Raw genomic sequence first — 16153 nt, 5'->3', positions numbered from 1 at the left:
CTTTTTTGTTCAATTCGGCGGCAAAACAAGACCGATCCCGGCTTTGCCCCCTTGCACGCGGACGGCAGGGCAAATAGAAGGCGTCAAATTTGCCTGGCGCGCCCTTTTTGCGCGCCCCGAATCCTATGGGGACTACCATAATGCAGGTTACCGAGACGCTGAACGAAGGTCTGAAACGCGGCTATAACATCATCGTATCCGCAGCTGAGCTGGACGACAAAGTGAATGAGAAACTGGTCGAAGCGCAGCCAGAAATCGAGATGAAGGGTTTCCGCAAAGGCAAGGTGCCGATGGCGCTGCTGAAAAAGCAGTTTGGCCAGCGCCTGCTGGGTGAAGCGATGCAGGAAAGCATCGATGGCGCGATGAACCAGCACTTTGAGGACAGTGGCGACCGTCCGGCTCTGCAGCCCGAGGTCAAGATGACCAACGACGACTGGAAAGAAGGCGACGACGTCCATGTCGAGATGTCCTACGAAGCACTGCCTGCGATCCCCGAAGTTGACCTGAAATCGGTCGAGCTGGAAAAGCTGGTTGTCAAGGCGGACGACGTGGCCATTGAAGAAGCGCTGAACAACCTGGCCGAAACCGCGCAGGACTTCAAAACGCGCCGCAAAGGTTCCAAAGCCAAGGACGGCGATCAGGTTGTGATCGACTTCGTCGGCAAAGTTGACGGTGAGGAATTCGAAGGCGGCTCGGCCGAAGATTATCCGCTGGTTCTGGGTTCCAACAGCTTCATTCCCGGTTTCGAAGAACAGCTGGTCGGCGCGAAAGCCGAAGAAGAAAAAGACGTCAACGTCACCTTCCCGGAGGAATACGGTGCCGAGCATCTGGCCGGTAAGGACGCCGTTTTCACCTGCACCGTGAAAGAGGTGAAGGAACCTGTTGCCGCCGAAGTCAACGACGAGCTTGCCACGAAATTCGGCGCAGAAGACCTGGCCGGGCTGAAGACCCAGATCGCCGAGCGTCTGGAGGCCGAGTACAGCGGCGCCTCGCGCGCTGTGATGAAGCGGGCTTTGCTGGACACGCTGGACAAGAAGGTCTCGTTTGACCTGCCGCCGTCGCTGGTCGAAGCAGAAGCCAAGCAAATCGCGCATTCGCTGTGGCATGAGGAGAACCCCGAGGTTGAAGGTCATGACCACGGTGAGGTCGAACCCACTGACGAGCACAACAAGCTGGCCGAGCGCCGCGTGCGTCTGGGCCTGCTGCTGGCAGAGCTGGGTCAGAAGGCCGAGGTCGAAGTCTCCGATGCCGAGATGACTCAGGCGATCATGAACCAGGCGCGCCAGTACCCGGGTCAGGAACGTCAGTTCTTTGAGTTCGTGCAGCAGAACGCTCAGATGCAGCAGCAACTGCGTGCGCCGATCTTCGAAGACAAGGTCATCGACTACATCGTCGAACTGGCTCAGGTCGCGGACAAGGAAGTCAGCAAGGACGACCTGCAGAAAGCCGTTGAGGCACTGGAAGAGGAGTAATCCTCTTCCGCCCATATCACCCGGTGGGCAAATAAAAACGGAGCCGTCTTAAAGAAGACGGCTCCGCGTGGGTGGCTTTGTACTATGAGGTGAGGGGGTCAGGCCTCATGAGCAAAAGCACGGGGGGTACCTAGCAGAGCGTTCTTCTGCTCTGGAGTGAAGGCGTCGGAAAGCGCCTCGATCAATCTCAGCACGTCACTGCGTTCGTCTTCGTTGCGTGCGGCGCTCATCTGCTCGACAAAGTACTTTTCGAGATCGGTGAGCGGTTTGTGGTCACGGTTCGCCACGCCCTGTTTCGCAGCTTTCTTCGCTGCAAACATCTCCAGGACTTTTTCTTCTTCGATGAACACATCGTCATGGATGCCCGCGAATTCGCGCAGACCGGCGATACGTTCTTCGGTACAGTCGAGCAAAGCGGCCAGTGCCGGGACTTTACCCATCGGAACCGTTTTTCCGACATAGTCGTATGGGGCACAGTTCGACCGTTTCAGAACGCGATCCATGACCGGGTCAATCACGGTGATGATGTCCTGGATGCCCGAGTTGCGTGCATATTCCAGCGATCCGATCATCAGTTCGCACGTGGCATAGGATACCGAGTTTTTCTCTTTCCCGCGGGTCAGACGTTGCGTGTCGACACAGAACCGCGTGGATTCCCACATGGTTGCGCTGCGCAGGGGCGCTTCGCCGCAAAGAATTGCAGAGAAGACGTCAGCCAGCATATGTGGTCCGGTGGTCTGAAGGGCACGCACGGCTGCGACGACATTCCCCCCGTCGTCGAGGCCGATCACATATGCCGGATCCAGATGGTCGAAATCGTCAATCTCTTTGCCATCTTCGATATTGACGTCCCATCCTAGGCGACCGCCAAACACGCGCGCTCTCAACTCGAACATTTCATCAAGAACTTCGCTGAACAGATGCCTGTTCAGTCCATCAACTACGATGATCATTTCTTCCCCCTTCGAGTGGTTGTTCGGTAAACTAGACGTTACCGCCTCGAGGTGGATTTACTATTGGGGGATTCCCGTATTTTGGCAGAATTATGCGATTTTTTTGATTAACCTGGGGTAATTAGGCCAATCGCGATCGCCCGTCCGACGGCCTGAGGCGTTGTCAGTGCAGCCAGTTTTTCGCAACTCGATCGCAGGTGAACCTCGACCGTGCGATGCGAGATCGACAGGATGTCGCCGATATCCTGCTGTGATTTCCCCGCTGCGACCCATTGCAGGATCTCGGCTTCGCGGGTGGACAGGGTGGGGTGGTAAAGCGCGCTGGTCTGAACATCCGCCGTCACCACATTGTCATGAATGTGAACAGCCATCGCCTGCAGATCGCTGATTACATTCGGGATCAGCTTGCGCCACTCGTCCTTGCTGCAGTCCCGGGTCGCACTGAGCAGGCCGATATCCCCGTACGGCCCACGTACCGGGATCGTAATACCTTGATCGGAAAGGCCAAAATCACGGGCATCCCGGAACACCTGCTGAAATTCCTTGTTGTGTTCCAACCAACTCCAATCCACCGGCGCAATGCTGCGTCGCGCCGTGTTGATGGTGGGGTCGATCATGATCAGGCCCTGGCTCTGGTAATGCTCTTTCCAGTCGTCACCATAGGTTACATGCCCGGTGACCGTTCCTGCGGCCGGGTTCATACCCGCGTAAGCGGCATGATCCATTTCATGCTGTTCGCAGACCTGCTTCAAAAACTCGGTATACCGAGCTTCTGACTCTGGTAGGGTGCTCAGATCTACAATCTTCATATGGCGCCTACTGGCTGCGGCCCATCTTGCGACTTGATGGTGTGGTCAAGCCGGCTTTTTTAGTCAGAGTGGAACCCAGTTTACCTTTTGCCCAACAGAACATCATAGTTTTTCAAACATGACAAGACGATGCACATAATGTCTGTGCAATTCAAAACGGGGTGCGAAAAACTACGGCATTTTTGCCACTGTTTAGTCAGAACGCCTATTAAGTATGCTCAACTAGGGGATGTTCCCCGTCATTGCGCCGGAACAAGCCCGGTTTCGACCAGCATACCGCGCGCCTTGGCTTCGGGATAGTACCCTTTTGCGTATAATAAGATGGCACGCTGCTGGTCTCCGTCAGACAATAACCAGGCACCGCGCAGGTATTTTCCGGCAAATTCCAGGTTGGTGTCCGCATCCAGCAGACCATTCGCATCACCGCTGTAACCCATCGACCGGGCGGTGGCGGGCAGGATTTGCAACAGGCCGTAATAAGGGCGGTTGACAGCCCAGGGGCGGTGCGTGCTTTCACGGATGGCGAGCTTGTGCACAAGCTCGCGGGGCAGTTCGTAGTGGTCCGCCCATTTGTTTATCGATGCGCGCAATTCAGGCGTTTCGTTGGGATAAAGGGGGGGATCAATGGCGGTTTTGGTTGGTGTGTCCGGTCCGCCGCATGCGGCAAAGGGGGCAATAAGCAACATGGCCAAAACGCCGCGGCGCAAGAGATTTGTCATCTGTGAACTCCGAATTTCTGGGCGCGATGATATGCGACGATAATCTGGCCGCAAGCTCAGGAAGGGATCCCGGCTGAATTCTGCCCGCTACGCGTGTGCACAAAAAAAGGCCGCGCGAACCGCACGGCCTTCTTCGATACATGCTTCAGCCGGTTCAGGCTTTGGCTTCGTCTTCTTCAGCAGGAGCTTCTTCAACAACCAGCTCTTCGTCTTCGGAAGCGGCGGAACCGATATCGTCGAACAGTTCGGCGATTTCGAATTCAGCGGCTTCTTCTTCTTCCGCGGCCAATTCCTGGATCGTCTTGCCAGACGCCTGCAGTTCGGCTTCTTCTTCCGAACGGGCGACATTCATCTTGATCTCGACTTCGACCTCGGGGTGCAGTCTGACTGCCAGCGCGTGCAGACCCAGTTCCTTGATCGGTGCGATCAGGGCGATCTGCTTCTTGTCGACAGTGAAGCCTGCTTCGGTGGCGGCGTCTGCGGCGTCACGCGGGGTGACCGAGCCGTACAGAGCGCCGGCATCCGATGCCGAGCGAATCACGATGAACTGCTGACCGTCCAGCTTTTCAGCCAGTGCTTCAGCTTCTTTCTTGGTTTCCAGGTTGCGGGCCTCAAGCTGCGCTTTCTGGGCTTCGAACGACGCGATGTTCAACTCGGACGCGCTCAGCGCTTTGCCCTGGGGCAGCAGGAAGTTGCGGGCGTAGCCGGGCTTGACGTCAACGACGTCGCCCATTTGACCCAGTTTCGCAACGCGTTCCAGAAGGATAACTTGCATGTCAGTCTCTCCTTACTTCACGGCGTAGGGCAGCAGGGCGAGGAAGCGCGCGCGTTTGATAGCACGGGCCAGTTCACGCTGCTTTTTCGCTGAAACGGCGGTGATGCGCGAAGGTACGATCTTGCCACGCTCAGAGATGTAGCGTTGCAGCAGACGGGTGTCTTTGTAGTCGATTTTCGGCGCGTTCTCACCCGAGAACGGGCAGACCTTGCGGCGGCGGAAAAATGGTTTTGCGGCCATGGTTTATGTCCTTTCGTCAGGCGTTGATCAGCGGCGCTCGCGGCGGCCTTCGCGCTCGTCGCGCTTCTGCATCTGGACCGATGGGCCCTCGGCATGCTCGTCGACCTTGATGGTCAGAACGCGCATGACGTCTTCATGCAGGCGCATCAGGCGTTCCATTTCCTGAACGGCGCCGGCGGGGGCGTCGGTCTTCAGAAAGGAATAGTGGCCCTTGCGGTTCTTGTTGATCTTGTAGGCCATCGTCTTGACACCCCAGTACTCGCTTTCGACGACGTTGCCGCCGTTATCAGCCAGAACGGTGCCGAAATGTTCGACGAGGCTTTCTGCCTGCGCGTTGGACAGATCCTGACGCGCGATCATTACATGCTCATACAGTGGCATGTGCACTCCTGTTTCTATCAAGGCGCATTTCATAGGCGGGGCCATTTGGTCCTTCGCGGCCCTGCCACGAGAGGCTGCGCAATTCATGTGTCTTGCGAAGGATGGCCCCGTATACACGTTTGCGCGCCAAGGGCAAGGGCCGCCACACATGCCATTGTGAAGTCGTGCTATTTCCATTGCGCCGCCCAATTCCTGACGCTTTTCGGCTCAAAGTTGTTTTGCATACCGGGGACTAACCGAACCCAGAACGGCAACCTGAACGACAGGGTGAGAGTAATGAGCGCGATTAACACGAATACATTCGAACAGTCCGCAAACAGCGCGAACTATGAGAAATCCGTACCAGTTCTGATCGCGTTTGCGCCGAACTGGAAGGTGCGGATGGTTCTGGCCCGGGTTGTCGGCGCCTTTCTGGTCATCATGGCGTTTTCGATGTGGCTGGTGCCGGGGTCGGCAATGGCCGCCGAGGTTTGGCCAATCAAGCTGGCCGCGTCCCTGATGTTTCTGATGGTCGGCGTCAGCCTGCTGACCATCCAGCTTCTGGATGCCCGTCCCGACGCCTATTTCGATCCGATCCGTCGCGAGGTTCGGGTTCTGCAAAAGAACGAAAACGGGCGTCCCCAAACGGTTCTCCGCCGCAGCTACGACACCCTGGGCGGTGCGCGTTTCGCAGAAGATCAGGTCGAATTGTTCGACGTCGATGGCAGCCTGCTGATGAAGCTGCCGCTGCAGTCGGCGGATGTCAGCCGAGCGCTCAAAGGACAACTCAGCGGAAGTGTAACAATCTTCGCGTGATTTTTATTCTGTTCATATAGGAACAGAAGTTGTGAGAGAATAAAGCTTGTGTGCCGCCCTTGGGCGGCACATTTTTGTTACCGAGCAACCCAATTGGTTTGCATCCACAAAATTGCGGAGTTTGTCATGAAATTCACCCTTCTTGCTGCTGCTTTGGCCGTATCTGCGACATCGGCATTTGCCAGTGCCGAAAAATACGTTCTGGACCCCAGCCACAGCCAGGTCGTGTTCAGCTATAACCACCTGGGTTTTTCCACTACCCACGGCATGTTCTCGGGCTTTGAAGGCGAGATCATGTTTGATCAGGAAGACCCTGCTGCATCCAGCGTAAACGTGTCGATGCCGGTTGTTGAGATGATCACCGGGTGGAAGCCGCGCGAAGACCATTTCATGACCGAAGACTTTTTCGGCGTGACCGAGGGCGACCTGATCACATTTACCTCGACCGGCATCGAAGTGACCGGTGAAAACACAGCCAACATCACAGGCGACCTGACGATGAACGGCGTTACCAAATCCGTTGTTCTGGACGCCAAACTGAACCAGGTTGGCGATCATCCGATGGCGAATAAGCCGTGGGCTGGTTTTGACGCGACAACCACGCTGGTCCGCAGCGATTTCGATCTGGGCCAGTTCGCGCCGTTCGTCGGCGACGAGGTCGAGGTTCAGATTTCGGTTGAGGCACAGAAAGCCGACTAAGCCAGTGTTACTGGGCTGAAGTTTGGCCGCCGGGGATATTATCCCCGGCGGCTTTATCATTCCCCGCGCTGCGCGGTCAGGTTTGCCGAGACGGTCACGCCAAATCCCAGCGACTCTTCGGTGGGTTGCGACCTTCCGACGTCGAAATCCAGACGGTTCAGTTCCAACTCGCCAGACATGGTGGCAGTGTTGTCCTGCAGGTCGAGCGTGAAGGGCAGCACGACATCCAGCGATTTGTCCCGGATGGTCAGGGGGCCGCGCGCTTCGTAGCCGGTGTCTGTTTTGTAAAGGTCGGCTTTGAACTGCGCGGTCGGGAACTGCGTGCCGTCGAAGAAATCCTTCCCCAGGGCCTGATCGGTGACGGTTCCCAGGCTCAGCGACGTAGTCGCGATGGTCACATCCACCGATCCGGCAAGGCCCGGCTCGGACGGGTCCTCAAAGGCGATGGCGGCGGTCCAGTCGGCGAAGCTGCCGGTCACCGGGTTGCCCAGCTGTGTGATGGTGATCGAGAGCGAACCGTCCTGCACCTGCCAATCCGACTGTACTTCGGTCAGCTCCGCCGTGTCCGTGCTGGCTGCGGAGTGATCGGCAAAGACGCCAAGGAACCAGCCCCCGGCCAAAACCGCGCCCCACACGGCCAGCGCGGCGACTGCCGGAATGGGTGAATGGTGCTGTGCCGGTGGTTCGGGGGCGTCCGACCGGCCGGGCAGCATTCGGCGCAGCGTGCTGTCCCTGTCCACAACGTGGTGCTTCAGCGCGCCGGCGATGTGCAGCGCCAGAGACCCGACCAGAACCCAGATGAACATCCAGTGCAGCCCCGCGGTCACCTCGGCCAGATACGGGGATTTCGGAACAAAAGGCAGGTTTTGACCGAACGGCCACAAGATCGGGGCAAAGCCTTCGGCGGCAGCGTGGTGAGTCCAGCCGGTCAGCGGCACCAGCACAAGCGCGCCATAAAGCATCCAGTGAACGGTTTCGGCAGCGAATGCTTCGGGTTTGTTTTCGGCGTTGAGCAGTCCCGGTTTGGCCTGCGTGACTGCCCAGAGGATGCGCGCCAGCGCGACGAAAAAGATCGTGACGCCCACGGTCTTGTGCATGGAAAACAGGCGCGCGGCCCGCGCGATGTCATCTTCGGTCGTCGGAACGGATGGATCATAGATCGAATGGGCCAGATCGTTGGCAACCCAGCCCAGCGGCAACGCCGTGAAGATCAACAGGGCCGTCAGCCAGTGAAAAGCCTTGGCCACGCTGCCGTAGCTGGAGAATGTGTTGGTCGTGGACATTGAACGCTCCGGGACGGGATGGTTGGGATCAACCTATAGGCATGGATACAGGACTCAATAGCCTGATGCGCACAGCCACGGTGCCTGCGTGCAGAGATCAGGCAATGCTTGTGCCGCGTGTCCACACGGTTTACACCCCGCCGCAACCTAACGTCACTCAAGAGGTCGCAATGACACGCGCATTTGTTTTTCCGGGGCAGGGTGCCCAAACCATCGGAATGGGCAAAGCCCTGGCCGAGGCTTACCCGGCCGCTCAGGCCGTCTTCGACGAGGTCGACGAGGCGCTGGGCGAAAAGCTGAGCGCCCTGATCTGGGAAGGCGATATTGCGGACCTCACGCTGACGCAGAACGCACAACCGGCACTGATGGCGACCTCGATGGCTGCGATGCGCGCGCTGGAGGCCGAGGGTGTTTCTATGACGGACGCAGCATTTGTCGCCGGGCATTCCTTGGGTGAATATTCCGCACTGGCGGCGGCCGGGGCGTTGTCGGTTGCGGACACCGCGCGCCTTCTGCGGACACGCGGGCAGGCGATGCAGAGCGCGGTTCCGGTTGGCGAAGGCGCGATGGCCGCCATCCTGGGGCTGGACCTTGATGCGGTGCGGGCGGTTGCGGACGAGGCCGCCCAGGGCGAGGTGTGTCAGGCCGCCAATGACAATGACCCGACGCAGGTTGTCGTTTCGGGCGCGAAGGCCGCTGTTGAGCGGGCCGCCGAAATTGCCAAGGAAAAGGGTGCGAAGCGCGCGGTGATGCTGCCGGTCAGCGCGCCATTCCATTGTGCACTGATGCAGCCTGCCGCAGACGTGATGGCCGAAGCGCTGGCTTCGGTGGAAATCAAGGCGCCTGCGGTTCCGTTGGTGGCCAATGTGCGCGCCGAGGCTGTCGAGGACCCAGACCTGATCCGCCAATTGCTGGTCGAGCAGGTCACCGGTTCAGTTCGCTGGCGGGAAAGCGTGCAGTACATGGCCGCCCAGGGCGTGACAGAGACATGGGAGATCGGCGCCGGGAAAGCTCTGACCGGTATGATCCGAAAAATCGACCGTGCGATTGCCGGCAAAGCCGTTGGCACGCCGGATGACGTGCAGAATGCAATTCAGTCCGAATCGTAGAAGAAACGTGCGTTTGAAGTGACGCACCAAGAGGGAAACCGAATGTTTGATTTGACAGGTAAGAATGCGTTGATCACCGGAGCATCGGGTGGGATCGGCGGCGAGATCGCCCGTGTGCTGCACGGGGCCGGCGCAACTGTCGCGCTGTCGGGGACGCGGGTCGAGCCGTTGCAGGCGCTTGCGGACGAATTGGGCGAGCGTGCCCATGTGCTGCCATGCAACCTGAGCGACGCCGAGGCTGTTGCGGCGCTTCCGAAACAGGCGGCAGATGCGATGGGATCCGTCGATATCCTGGTCAACAATGCGGGCATCACGCGCGACAACCTGTTCATGCGCATGTCGGACGACGAGTGGCAGAGCGTGATCGACGTCAACATGACCTCGACCGCCAGACTGTGCAAAGGCGTGCTGCGCGGCATGATGAAGGCGCGCTGGGGCCGGATCGTCAACGTCTCGTCCGTCGTCGGGGCCATCGGCAATCCAGGTCAGGCGAACTATGCGGCGTCCAAGGCGGGCATGGTTGGCATGACAAAATCACTGGCCTACGAAGTCGCAAGCCGCGGGATCACGGCCAACGCGGTTGCGCCCGGATTTATCACGACCGCCATGACGGAAAAGCTGACCGATGACCAGAAAACCGGTCTTTTGGCGCAGGTTCCGGCCGGGCGAATGGGGACTCCGTCGGAAATTGCGGCCGCAGTTTTGTATCTCGCCAGCCCCGAAGCAGCATATGTTACCGGAACCACCTTGCATGTGAACGGCGGGATGGCCATGTTGTGAGCGCGGATCAAGGCGGGCGCGAAAGCGTTTGCCTTGGGCGTTGTCTGTGCTATAGGCGGCGCATGAATGCAGGGGTCGGCCAAACGGTCGGCCTTCTACTTTCCCGGTAATCGGGGACCCAAACCGCCCAGACCGGGCATATCGAAGCCAGCCTGAGCGGGCAAGGGCAGAACCGGGCACTACGCCCTGAAATGAAATGAGGAATAGACATGAGCGACGTCGCAGATCGCGTTAAAAAGATCGTTGTTGAGCACCTGGGTGTCGAAGAAGACAAAGTAGCGGAAAACGCTTCCTTCATCGACGATCTGGGCGCAGACAGCCTGGACACCGTTGAGCTGGTCATGGCTTTCGAAGAAGAGTTCGGCATCGAGATCCCTGATGACGCAGCCGAAACCATCCAGACCTTTGGCGACGCCGTCAAATTTATCTCGGAAGCCTCCTAAGAGCTTCGAAATCGCAAAAAAGCGGCGCTTCCGGGCAACGGAGGCGCCGTTTTTTTGTGACCGGTCGGATTTCGCGCTTGCCAGGCGGGGAATTCGTTCGCAACCTTCCCCGCGAGGCCTAAAAATTCCGAGCGGGCAGGGCATGATACGATCCACCCCGATGATAAACACGGCACGCTTGACGCTCTGCGCAATGCGGCCCGAGGATTTCAACCGGTTCGCCGAGATCTGGCGCAACCCCTGTATCGTGCGCCATATCGGTGGCAAGCCGCGATCGCGGGGTGAAGCCTGGGATTCCTTTCTGCGCAATGCGGGTCACTGGCAAATGGCCGGGTTCGGGCAATGGGCGGTGGTTCAACAGTCGAATCGGCAGATGATCGGCCAGGCCGGTTTTTTCTATGGCAACCGCGCTATTGGCGAGGATTTCGACAGTTTCCCCGAAGCAGGCTGGGTGCTTGTGCCCGAAGCGCAGGGGCAGGGGCTGGGTCTGGAAGCGGCGCAGGCAGCGCATGAGTGGTTCGACCGGATAATGCCGGGCCCGTTGGTAGCAATGGTGAACTCTGCCAATTCGGCCTCGCAAAATCTGGCGGAAAAACTGGGCTACGTCACGATGCGCGAAAGCGAGTACAACGACGCCCCCGTCCAGCTGATGCGCCGCAACGGTCCGCCGGCCCGCGCCTAGAAATCAACTCTGCTGCAATGCCGCAAATTGTCCGTAGTTTGCCGAAACTGGTAAATCCGAAACCAACTCGGTGTGTATGTTAGGGTGGATCAACAAGGCGATTGAGCGGAGGAACAGGCTCATGAGGATTTACCCCACTATGGAACTGCAAAACGGCCGGTGTGTGACGCTGGACAAGGGCCGTTTGGACGAGGCCATGATCTGGCATGTGAATCCCGTTGAAACGGCGCGTAGCTGGTCGGCGGCGAATGCTGAATGGATGCACCTGACCGACTTTGATGCAATCGAAGGGCGCGACACAAACGCGGAACTGGTTGAAGAGATCATTCGATCGGCCGAAATTCCCGTCCAGCTTGCCGGCGGTATGCGCACCCGTGAACATGTCGAATACTGGATCGACAAGGGCGCGGGCCGGATTGTTATCGGAACACTGGCAGCCTGGGATCCAAATCTGGTCAAGGAACTGGCCAAATTGTATCCGGATCAGATCGTGCTGGCGGTTGATGTCTGGCAGGGCCATGTCATGACCGAAGGCTGGCGCAGCCAGAGCGCCTTTACGCCCGAAGCCTTTATCGAAGCGTTCGAAGGAACCCCGTTTGCGGCGATTCTGGTGACAGATATCGACAGCGACATCGAGGATGTTGACGCTCAGCTGGGTCTGATTTCCGGTCTGGCCGAAAAGTCCCGCACCCCGGTTATCGCCAGCGGTGTGGTACGCACGGCGGACGATATCTCTCGTCTGGCATATGTTCCGAATATCGCGGGCGCGCTGGTCGGTCGGGCCTTGTTCCGCAAGACGATTGACCTGTCAGACGCACTGGCGGTTGCTGCCGCAGCGCACGAGCCTGTTGCTGAGTTCCAGTAACTCGTTACAAAGGCTTAATTTATCGCCTCTTCCCGGCGTCAGGAGGGGGCGGTTTTTTGAGATCGGCTGTGATCTAAAATTTCTGTCGGGGCTCGTAAAACGCGAATTGCCGCCGATGGATGCCGGTGCGGAATGCGCCCTTGCTCTTGCCCCCGGACCCCGGGCCGGGGTATGAGCGTTTCTCAAACAGGAAGCAGGCAAGAGGCATTTCATGCGCAGAGTTGTTGTAACCGGTCTGGGGTTGGTCACTCCGTTGGCCAGTGGGGTCGAGGAAACCTGGTCGCGGCTGCTGGACGGAGAATCCGGTGCTGGCCCGATCACTCAGTTCGATGCTGAGGCAAGCGGGGTCACGACGACCTATGCTTGCGAAGTGCCGCGCGGTGACGGGTCTGACGGGACGTTCAATCCCGATGACTGGATGCCGCCGAAAGAGCAGCGCAAGATCGAAGACTTTATCCTGTATTCCATCGCCGCGGCCGACATGGCCTGTCAGGATGCTGGCTGGATGCCCGAGGATGAAGAGGCGCGCCTGCGTACTGGTGTTCTGATCGGCTCCGGTATCGGGGGGCTGGGTTCGATAGCAGATACCGCCAACCTGATCCGCGACAAGGGCCCGCGCCGTGTGTCGCCCTTCTTTATTCCCGGTGCGCTGATCAACCTGGCCTCTGGTCAGGTGTCAATACGTCATGGGTTCAAGGGTCCGAACCATTCGGTTGTGACCGCCTGTTCAACCGGTGCGCACGCCATCGGCGATGCCAGCCGCATTATCCGGGCCGGTGACGCGGACGTCATGATTGCCGGAGGCGGCGAGGGCTGCATCTGCGAGATCGGTATTGCCGGCTTCAACGCATGCAAGGCGCTGTCGACCAAGTATGCCGACGATCCCAAGAAAGCCAGCCGGCCCTATGACGTGGATCGCGACGGCTTTGTCATGGGCGAGGGCGCAGGCATCGTTGTGCTGGAAGACTACGACCACGCCGTTGCACGCGGTGCGAAAATCTACGCCGAGGTTCTGGGCTACGGCATGTCGGGTGACGCCTATCACATCACCGCTCCGAGCGAGGATGGCGATGGTGCGGAGCGTTCGATGAAAGCCGCGCTGCGCAGCGCCGGGCTGGAGCCGAAGGATCTGGACTATATCAACGCGCATGGCACTTCGACCATGGCGGACACGATTGAACTGGGCGCGGTGGAGCGTCTGCTGGGCGAACATGCCGGCACCGCAACCATGACCTCGACCAAATCCGCCACTGGACACCTGTTGGGGGCCGCGGGCGCGATTGAGGCGATCTTCTCGATTCTGGCGATCCGGGACCAAGTTGCGCCGCCGACCATCAATCTGGACAACCCGGCAGTCGAAACGCCGATTGATCTGGCGCCTAACGCCAAGCGTGAGCGTGAGATCAATGTGGCGCTTTCGAACTCGTTCGGGTTCGGCGGCACCAATGCCAGCGTGATCTTCGGAAAGGTCAGTTAAATGTGGCGGGCCTTAGCATCGAACGCGCTGACCATCCTGGTGGTCGGCCTGTTTCTGATGGGCGGTCTGATCCTGTGGGGGCAGACGCAGTATAAGGCCCAAGGCCCGCTGGAATCCGCCATGTGCCTGCAGGTCAAAAGCGGTTCGAACATGACACGGGTCAGCCAGCAGCTTGAAGATGACGGTGCCATCAGCAGCGCGATGATCTTCCGGATGGCGGCGGATTACACGGACAAGGCGCAGCAGTTGAAGGCCGGCAGCTTTTTGGTGCGCGAAGGCGCGTCGATGGAGCAGATCATTGACGAGATTACCAGCAGCGGTGCCAGCACTTGCGGGTCTGAAATCGAATACCGCATTGGCGTCACCCGCGTTCAGACACGCGTGCGCGAACTGGACCCGGCCACACTGGACTTTGTTGAGATCGCCAGCTTTGAGGCCGCTGAAGAAGAGGTGCCCGCCGCCTATTCTGAAAAACGTCAGGATGCGGATACGCGCTATCGCGTCTCAGTGGCCGAGGGCGTGACATCGTGGCAGGTGGTTGAAGCGCTGAAGGGTATCGATGCGCTGACGGGTGACGTGACCGACCTTCCTGCCGAAGGGATGTTGGCGCCCGACAGTTATGAGCTGACACCCGGTGATGATCGGAATGCTGTTCTGCAGAATATGCAGAACAAGCAACAGTTGCGGATCAATGCCGTATGGGAAAGCCGGCAGGACGATCTGCCAATCAGCAGTCCTGAAGAGATGCTGATCCTGGCTTCGATCATCGAAAAGGAAACCGGGGTTCCGCATGAGCGCGGCCAGGTTGCCAGCGTCTTCGTCAACCGGCTGGAGCAGGGGATGAAGCTGCAGACGGACCCGACGGTGATTTACGGTGTCACAAAGGGTCAGGGCGTGCTGGGCCGCGGATTGCGCCGAAGTGAGCTGCGCCGGGCAACGCCTTGGAATACCTATGTGATTGATGGTTTGCCGCCTACGCCAATTGCCAATCCCGGGCTGGCAAGCCTTGAGGCCGCCGTTGCGCCCGACGAAACCAGCTTTGTGTTCTTCGTCGCGGACGGCACGGGCGGGCACGCTTTTGCGGAGACCTTGCAGGAGCACAATCGCAACGTGGCCAAGTGGCGCGAGATTGAGGCCGAGCGACAAGGCTCTGGCAATTGATACAAAACGGGCCGCGTTGTGAGACGCGGCCCGATGTTTTTTGTCTTATGCAGCAGGACGACGGCGCGGCCGGCGACGTTTGGACGAAGCAGGTCTTGAGCCGTTATTCGCCGCTTGCGGTTTTGACCCACGTCCCCGGAAACCGCTGCGACCGCGTGATTTCTTGGGTTCCGCAGCTTCCGGCATCGTGCCGCTGGCGACCGGAATCTCGATCTTCATCAGCTTCTGAATCTGACGCAGCTGGTCCAGTTCGTCCGGCGCGCAAAAGGCGATAGCCTCGCCTTCGCGTCCTGCCCGCGCGGTACGGCCGATGCGGTGGACATAGTTATCGGGCACCTCGGGCAGGTCATAGTTGATCACGTACGCCACGCCCGGGATGTCGATACCGCGTGCCGCGACGTCAGTGGCAACCAGCACATCGACCTCACCGGCCCGGAACGCCTTGATCGCACGGTCCCGCTGCCCCTGGCTTTTGTTGCCGTGGATCGAAGCCGCGTTGTATCCGTCGGCAACGAGGTCTTTCATCAATTTCTCGGCACCGTGTTTGGTGCGCGCAAAAACCAGCGTCAGGGCACCTGCGTCCGCGGACAGAATCTCGCGCAGTTTCTTCGGCTTTTCCGGCCTGCTGACAAAGTGCACGGATTGGGTGATCTTGTCGGCGGCTTTGCCTGGGGGCGAGACCTGCACCCTTTGCGGGTTGGTCAGGTAGGATTGGCTGAGTTCCTCCATTTGTTTCGGCATGGTGGCCGAAAACAGCATGGTCTGGCGCGGCGTACCCAATGCCGGCGCGATTTTGCGCAGGGCATGGATGAAACCCATATCCAGCATCTGATCGGCCTCATCCAGAACCAGATGGCGTACCGAGCTGAGATCAACGGCTCCGCGCTCCATCAAATCAATCAGGCGACCGGGGGTGGCGACCAGAATGTCTGTGCCGCGCGACAGGAACGAAATCTGTTTGCCGATGGATTGCCCGCCGACCACGGTCGCAACCCGCAGCTTGGTCTTTTTCGTCAGGTTGCGCAGGCTTTCGGCGATCTGATTCACCAATTCACGGGTCGGGGCCAGGATCAGGGCTTTGACCGTTTTTGGTGCGGGTTTGCCCGGTTGCGCCAGAAGGTGGTCGATCAGCGGCAGGCCGAATGCCAGGGTCTTACCTGTACCGGTTTGTGCCAGCCCCAGGATATCGTGACCCTGCAGGGCCAGCGGAATCGCCTGGTTCTGGATCGGGGTGGGTTGCGTAAAGTTGGCGCGTTGGAGCGCATCATTCAGGGCCGGGGCCAGGCCCAGCATATCAAAGTCGAACACGTATTATTCCTTTTTCCGTGGTGACATGTCGGCCACGGACAAGAGTTACTGGCCACGCAATCTGCGCGACCGGCAGGGGTTTAGCGAAACCTCGGGACCCACAGGCGAGTCCTGCGGTATCTGGCTATCGCTTCAAGAACCCTGCGTGAAGGGGAACTGGAGAGGGTAGTGGCGCTGTGGACCGGTTCTGCCGGCGTGTACT

General features: G+C 59.0%; 18 protein-coding genes. 10 read left to right on the top strand and 8 right to left on the bottom strand.

The genetic code is table 11. The annotated features are described in order from the left end of the window. Positions 1–140 precede the first annotated feature (140 nt). Entirely contained in the window at positions 141–1472 is a 1332-nt protein-coding gene (gene tig / locus ACXAC3_RS15105; protein ID WP_475161790.1) for a trigger factor, read from the top strand. A 98-nt stretch (positions 1473–1570) separates the two neighbouring features. Here tig and ACXAC3_RS15100 read toward each other — a convergent pair whose 3' ends face one another. The 6 genes from ACXAC3_RS15100 to rpsF all read right to left on the bottom strand — a co-directional run bounded on the left by ACXAC3_RS15100 (position 1571) and on the right by rpsF (position 5349). Beyond that, the gene (locus ACXAC3_RS15100; RefSeq protein ID WP_475161787.1) at positions 1571–2425 is read right to left on the bottom strand and encodes an acyl-homoserine-lactone synthase; all 855 of its coding nucleotides are present in this window, start codon (positions 2423–2425) and stop codon (positions 1571–1573) included. A gap of 107 nt (positions 2426–2532) precedes the next feature. Further along, positions 2533–3234, bottom strand: coding sequence for an autoinducer binding domain-containing protein (locus ACXAC3_RS15095; protein ID WP_475161785.1), 702 nt, complete (start codon positions 3232–3234; stop codon positions 2533–2535). 239 nt (positions 3235–3473) lie between these two features. Beyond that, entirely contained in the window at positions 3474–3953 is a 480-nt protein-coding gene (locus tag ACXAC3_RS15090; RefSeq protein ID WP_475161783.1) for a transglycosylase SLT domain-containing protein, read from the bottom strand. Between the two features lie 154 nt (positions 3954–4107). Next, the gene (rplI, locus tag ACXAC3_RS15085) at positions 4108–4728 is read right to left on the bottom strand and encodes a 50S ribosomal protein L9 (RefSeq protein WP_475161782.1); all 621 of its coding nucleotides are present in this window, start codon (positions 4726–4728) and stop codon (positions 4108–4110) included. 12 nt (positions 4729–4740) lie between these two features. Then, positions 4741–4968 carry a 30S ribosomal protein S18 gene (gene rpsR, locus ACXAC3_RS15080; protein ID WP_005608650.1) on the bottom strand — a complete coding sequence of 76 codons (228 nt, stop codon included), beginning with the start codon at positions 4966–4968 and terminating at the stop codon, positions 4741–4743. A gap of 27 nt (positions 4969–4995) precedes the next feature. Then, positions 4996–5349 (bottom strand): 30S ribosomal protein S6, encoded by a 354-nt coding sequence (gene rpsF / locus ACXAC3_RS15075; RefSeq protein ID WP_170399869.1) that lies wholly within the window; start codon positions 5347–5349, stop codon positions 4996–4998. A gap of 276 nt (positions 5350–5625) precedes the next feature. On the opposite strand from rpsF, the gene ACXAC3_RS15070 reads away from it, so the two are divergent. Both ACXAC3_RS15070 and ACXAC3_RS15065 read left to right on the top strand, forming a co-directional pair. Further along, positions 5626–6144 carry a hypothetical protein gene (locus tag ACXAC3_RS15070; protein ID WP_475161778.1) on the top strand — a complete coding sequence of 173 codons (519 nt, stop codon included), beginning with the start codon at positions 5626–5628 and terminating at the stop codon, positions 6142–6144. A 126-nt stretch (positions 6145–6270) separates the two neighbouring features. Further along, positions 6271–6843, top strand: coding sequence for a YceI family protein (locus ACXAC3_RS15065; protein ID WP_475161775.1), 573 nt, complete (start codon positions 6271–6273; stop codon positions 6841–6843). Between the two features lie 56 nt (positions 6844–6899). On the opposite strand, the gene ACXAC3_RS15060 is transcribed toward ACXAC3_RS15065, so the two are convergent. Continuing rightward, positions 6900–8126: a cytochrome b/b6 domain-containing protein gene (locus ACXAC3_RS15060; RefSeq protein ID WP_475161773.1), complete on the bottom strand. Its 1227-nt coding sequence runs from the start codon at positions 8124–8126 to the stop codon at positions 6900–6902. A gap of 170 nt (positions 8127–8296) precedes the next feature. On the opposite strand from ACXAC3_RS15060, the gene fabD reads away from it, so the two are divergent. From fabD to mltG, 7 genes are all read left to right on the top strand, one after another. Further along, positions 8297–9235 (top strand): ACP S-malonyltransferase, encoded by a 939-nt coding sequence (gene fabD, locus ACXAC3_RS15055; RefSeq protein WP_475161770.1) that lies wholly within the window; start codon positions 8297–8299, stop codon positions 9233–9235. Positions 9236–9277: 42 nt separating this feature from the next. After that, a complete protein-coding gene (gene fabG / locus ACXAC3_RS15050; RefSeq protein ID WP_475161769.1) occupies positions 9278–10015 on the top strand; it encodes a 3-oxoacyl-[acyl-carrier-protein] reductase in 738 nt (245 codons plus the stop codon). A 209-nt stretch (positions 10016–10224) separates the two neighbouring features. Next, positions 10225–10458, top strand: a complete 234-nt coding sequence (locus tag ACXAC3_RS15045; RefSeq protein ID WP_008756330.1) for an acyl carrier protein — start codon at positions 10225–10227, stop codon at positions 10456–10458. A gap of 142 nt (positions 10459–10600) precedes the next feature. Beyond that, on the top strand, positions 10601–11140 hold the full coding sequence (locus ACXAC3_RS15040) for a GNAT family N-acetyltransferase (protein WP_475161764.1): 540 nt from the start codon (positions 10601–10603) through the stop codon (positions 11138–11140). A 121-nt stretch (positions 11141–11261) separates the two neighbouring features. Next, positions 11262–12005, top strand: a complete 744-nt coding sequence (locus tag ACXAC3_RS15035) for a 1-(5-phosphoribosyl)-5-[(5-phosphoribosylamino)methylideneamino]imidazole-4-carboxamide isomerase (RefSeq protein WP_475161763.1) — start codon at positions 11262–11264, stop codon at positions 12003–12005. Positions 12006–12216: 211 nt separating this feature from the next. Continuing rightward, the gene (gene fabF / locus ACXAC3_RS15030) at positions 12217–13482 is read left to right on the top strand and encodes a beta-ketoacyl-ACP synthase II (RefSeq protein WP_475161760.1); all 1266 of its coding nucleotides are present in this window, start codon (positions 12217–12219) and stop codon (positions 13480–13482) included. Then, positions 13483–14643 carry an endolytic transglycosylase MltG gene (mltG, locus tag ACXAC3_RS15025; RefSeq protein ID WP_475161756.1) on the top strand — a complete coding sequence of 387 codons (1161 nt, stop codon included), beginning with the start codon at positions 13483–13485 and terminating at the stop codon, positions 14641–14643. It abuts the gene before it with no gap. A gap of 45 nt (positions 14644–14688) precedes the next feature. Here the strand turns inward: mltG and ACXAC3_RS15020 are convergent, their stop codons facing one another. Continuing rightward, positions 14689–15951 (bottom strand): DEAD/DEAH box helicase, encoded by a 1263-nt coding sequence (locus ACXAC3_RS15020; RefSeq protein ID WP_475161753.1) that lies wholly within the window; start codon positions 15949–15951, stop codon positions 14689–14691. Positions 15952–16153: the final 202 nt, after the last annotated feature.

It is taken from the genome of Ruegeria sp. ABV4_181 (assembly GCF_056158465.1).
Note: the sequence above shows the minus strand (reverse complement) of the source record. Positions and strands in the feature narration are given on the sequence as shown.